The sequence below is a fragment of the Microbulbifer epialgicus genome, assembly GCF_041447265.1.
Taxonomy (GTDB): domain Bacteria; phylum Pseudomonadota; class Gammaproteobacteria; order Pseudomonadales; family Cellvibrionaceae; genus Microbulbifer; species Microbulbifer epialgicus.
Map to the genome: position 1 here is coordinate 1 of NZ_JBGMEK010000160.1, position 4,431 is coordinate 4,431.

Annotated in this window: 2 protein-coding genes and 1 pseudogene; 1 reads left to right on the forward strand and 2 read right to left on the reverse strand. The window is 45.8% G+C overall.

Annotated features, from left to right (window positions below; genetic code table 11):
• Positions 1-559: 559 nt before the first annotated feature.
• Positions 560-1,864 (forward strand): carbohydrate porin, encoded by a 1,305-nt coding sequence (locus ACCI49_RS23710; RefSeq protein WP_371841719.1) that lies wholly within the window; start codon positions 560-562, stop codon positions 1,862-1,864.
• 421 nt (positions 1,865-2,285) lie between these two features.
• Here the strand turns inward: ACCI49_RS23710 and ACCI49_RS23715 are convergent, their stop codons facing one another.
• A complete protein-coding gene (locus tag ACCI49_RS23715) occupies positions 2,286-3,059 on the reverse strand; it encodes a tyrosine-type recombinase/integrase (RefSeq protein ID WP_371841721.1) in 774 nt (257 codons plus the stop codon).
• 1,201 nt (positions 3,060-4,260) lie between these two features.
• A pseudogene (locus ACCI49_RS23720) lies at positions 4,261-4,431 on the reverse strand (transposase); the annotation flags it as partial.

A 4,431-nucleotide genomic window follows, 5' to 3' on the forward strand; every position in this document is an offset into this window, starting at 1 on the left:
AGGTGTCCACTTGTTGATTGGTGGACACCTAAATTACAGCGTAGAACTTGGCTGAATAGATGGAATTACCGGACGGTTACCCCTAGAGTTGATATCTATACAGCTCTCTAGAGGAGTATTGTTTCCGTAGGAGGATTGACGCTTAGCTCAAAATATCGGCATATTTTGGTGCTCTTCAGGAAAGATGAGCAGAAAATCAGTTATTTCATGGACGTAATTTACGAGACTGGCTCATTTCTCTATGGACTTATTATGTAGTAGGGGCATTTAAGTGTGATTGATCCCTAGCAGCGTTGTGCCTTCAAACATAGGTTGCCTCCTGAATATTCTGAGAAAGTGACTTCTATCGGTGAATTATATGGCGCTTTAGATTGTATTCCACTTCGGATAAAAGTGGCTTGGTGCATGTTCTATCGTAGTTTTGACGGATAGTTGCATACTATCAAATTGGCTTGGAATTACTCAGAGGTTCCCTAGTAAGGTAGCTTACGATAAAGACTTAAAGCCGATTCGGTTTACTGGGTAAAATGTAGCCACTTAGAGAGCATGTGAGAAATCTATGCAGCATAAGTTGGAATGGGTGACTGCCTTAATCGTAATCGTATGCGCCACATCTCTGCAGGATACCTCCGCTCAAAACTTCGAAGACGCCGCGCCCTCGTATTCATATTGCTTACGTCCATCATTATTAGATTGGCCAGGTGGTTTGAAGCAAGCCTTTCGGGAGCGTGGGATAAAAGTCGATGCTTGGCTCACAGAGTTCTATCAAGGTGTACTCATAGGAGATGGTGACAAGACTTGGCAATACGGTGGCAAAGGAGACCTAATCGTAAACCTGGATATGTCGAAGCTGGGTCTGTGGCGAGGCCTGTCAGTCAATGTGCACCAGGAATGGATTTTTGGTGATGATACCAATGACTTGGGAAATGGAGAGTTATTACCGCTTAATACAGCGCTCGCTTTTCCACGACTCGGTGGCAGTGATCGCGAAACGTCCATTATTCTATCGCAGGCCATCGGAGATCGCTATTCGCTCGCCTTAGGCAAGTTTTATATGTTTGACGTAGCTGCTAAGAAGCCCCTAATCGGCGGTGGCGGCCTAGATACTTTCATGAATATCGGACTTGCGGCTCCAGTTAGTGGAGTAACTCCGCCATACTTGTTTGGTGCTATTGGGAAAGTCAAGGCCGATTATGCAACCTTTACATTAATGGTTTATGATCCACGAAACGCGCAGACACGGGAGGTAATCAGAAGCCCTTTTGCTGAAGGCAAAACTACAAGTCTTTCAGCAACTTTCCCTACAAAGATAAACGATCAAAAAGGTTTTTATACTGCCCGCGGCGTGTACAGCTCGAAAAAGGGGCTGAATCTTTCGACCATTCCCTCGCTTCTTGATCTTCCTGCAGCTTCCGAATTCATCCTCACACGGAAAGGCTATTGGTATCTAAGTACCAGTGTGCAGCAATATCTTTATCATTACCCAGACAACCCGGATATTGGATGGGGTCTCTTTGCAGAAGGCGCAATTTCCGACGGAAACCCTAATCCCCTTAAATGGCATTTTTTAGCTGGCGTCGGAGGGCAGGGGTTGTTTCCTGGTCGGCAGCAGGATCGATGGGGGATCGGTTATTTTAAATATGGATTAAGCAATCAACTGATCAAGGGGCTGGCAAGGATCGGTTCTAGCATGCCATTCAACCCCGAGTTCTTTATCAGGGACGAACAGGGCGTAGAGCTTTTCTACAACATGCACCTGGCGCCTTGGCTGCGTATAACGGGCGACCTGCAGTGGGTCAGACCACATGAAGTGAGTCGCAAGAGGATTTCTGTTGCGGCCCTACGATGGCAGATCCGCTTCTGAATTGAAACGCAGTGAAAACTGATCGATCTGATGATACTGAATGATGGTCTACTCAATGCCGAGCCTTAGGAGCATCCACAAAACTGACTTTCTACTTTCCTGTATGAACAAAAGATGTACATGATGCCATAGACTGGGAGTTGATGTCTTGGAAGTTCGGTGCCGGATTTTAATGGAAATGGTACTGCCGTGGAACGCGACGGCTTCTCCCCTGGGATTGTCACCTTCGACGATGTAGATCTTGCCGTTGATAAAGACAGAGTCGGCGGTTTCAGCCACAGGAAAGCTAGTTTCCCACTGCTTGGTCACCGTGGAGCTGGAGCCCGGTTTCTCGGAATAACCGGAGAAAGCAAGGACGAGCCAAGCGCAGATTCCACACAGACGAAATCATAATGGTGTGACTAAATTTCACGCGAGGGAATTACTTTAGATTCCTTAAAGCATCTTCTAGGACTTCTTCTGGCGGCTCTTCATAAATTAGTGTTGTTGATGGATTAACGTGACCAGCAATTTTCTGAGCTATTTTGACAGACTTCTTTTGCTTGTGAATTACATTAGTGATCAGAGCGCGCCGCCCGCTATGTGAACTGGCTTTCTCAATCCCAGCCCAATCACGAAGCATCAAAGCCATATGCTCTTGCAATGTATTGGGAGAGTAGGGGCCACCTTTTTGGGTAATGAAAAGAGGGGAGGAGGGCTTTAGCTTTTCTCTTTTGCTAAGTCTCAAGTTTAAATGCTGAACCAGAGCGTCACGGAGATCTTGATCTACTATGGGTAGATCCCGCGACTTACCTTTATGTTGCTTAACTGGCGGATAGAAATTTTCCGGATTAACTTTAGCACCAGATTTGGCCAAGGCTTCAATCTGTCTAACAACTTTGTCAAAACTCTTGATATCAAAGCTGATGGTTTTGCGTTGATAGTGGCTTTTTGAGCGCTTCATGGCATCTGCGCCCTTCGTGTAGGTGGCAGGTAAACTCATTACCTCTAGGAGTTTGAACTCAGTGCCAGAAGGATTGAGCTTGGCAACCTCCTTTACTTGCAGGAGAGCAATCTCCTGGGCACGGAGACCAAGCTTGAAGCTGACCTGCATAATAGCTGTATTCTTTTCAGGGTGACGATGCTCTTGAATCACCTGGAAGAGATGACATTGCTGGGTAGCTGTAGGTACCCGAGCTTGACCAGATTTAGCCATGGAAACCTCGAAATAGGGGTGAAATATAATCCGTAATAATGATATTTTAACGGATTATGATAGGGGATCTAGCTAAAAAGCTAGATCTATAGGAGGCTATTCGAATGTAAGTGTAACTAGCTTATAGGTGCTTTTTTGATCAGCTTCATCCACGTGAAGTTGCCAGTGAATTTCATAGGTAGATTCACTTATAAACCTATTGGCACGATGCTTTTACGGCTCACTTGTCCAAAAGTTTTTCGGAGTTGCGTGAGTAATTTGGTTTTAGGAAAAGGCTTTGATGCGCTCCAATGTTTGTATGCGAAAACACCTGGAACCCTGGAACCCTGGAACCCTGGAACCCTGGAACCCTGGAACCCTGGAACCCTGGAACACAGGAACACAGGAACACAGGAACACAGGGAGATTACTAGGCCGGAACTAGAGTAGATGGATGCACGATTAAGTATTTTAGTTGGAAATTAAGTACTTTAGTTGGCGAAAATTAAATACTTAAGTTGAACGTCCAAACATAGGAACCATAGGGACATAGGGGGAAAACGTTCAATTACAATTATTCCGATATTCACAAATATCGGAAATAATGGGAGCCCTGGTGGGGCCTAAGTTTGAACTTTTTTCATGGCGGTCTTTTCCGATATTCACATCTCGCCCTGGGTATGATCGGTTTTTGTGCTCGGGTCGAATCTGGATGCAATCAAGCTCCCCGATGATTTCCTGTAGTGCTCCCATGACGCTCTCCGTTTGTTTTGGGTCCCGGGTAACCAGGTCGGTGTTTATGCTCGCGAGGAACTGCCGGAGCGGCTGAACTTCGTTAGCTACACATCAAACGGAGCCGGGTTATCTACCAAGATTCCAGCTCCATTGCCTGAGTCATAAGAAAGTCTTATGAACGCGTTCAGCTAGTTCGCGGTTAATTCTTCAGTAACCTCGTCAACCCATGCTTGAAACTGCTGTAGCGTCTTAGAGTGTCGGCGTTTCAATCGGAATTCATTGCATATGTAGTCGGCCCTGAAAAAAACCAAACACTAGCCTCCAGCACGGTGTAATGAGGGTTTGCGGGGCGATTCGGACTAAATCCACCTTCCAAAACGTAAGTAAAATATCCGTATTATTAGCCGGAACGGATTTGAGATCATAAAAATAGGTGAAAACGATTTTTTAGGGCACAAAAAAACGCCTCCAGCGCCCTGATCATCCATTTTCTCAAATTCCAGGCACACGCAGCCATGAGGAGATTTATCGCATCACCCACTGTGCCTTTGAGGAAGTTTCTTGACAGTCGAAAATCAAATTTGAGATGCCCAATGAGTGGTTCAATCGCTGCCCGACGCCGGCACTTTTTCCGTTTCTTTTCCCGCTGGTAACGATT

Excerpts from the sequence above, each read along its gene's own strand:
- ACCI49_RS23710 (WP_371841719.1), top strand. The coding sequence starts at position 560 with ATGCAGCATAAGTTGGAATGGGTGACTGCCTTAATCGTAATCGTATGC.
- ACCI49_RS23715 (WP_371841721.1), bottom strand. The coding sequence starts at position 3,059 with ATGGCTAAATCTGGTCAAGCTCGGGTACCTACAGCTACCCAGCAATGT.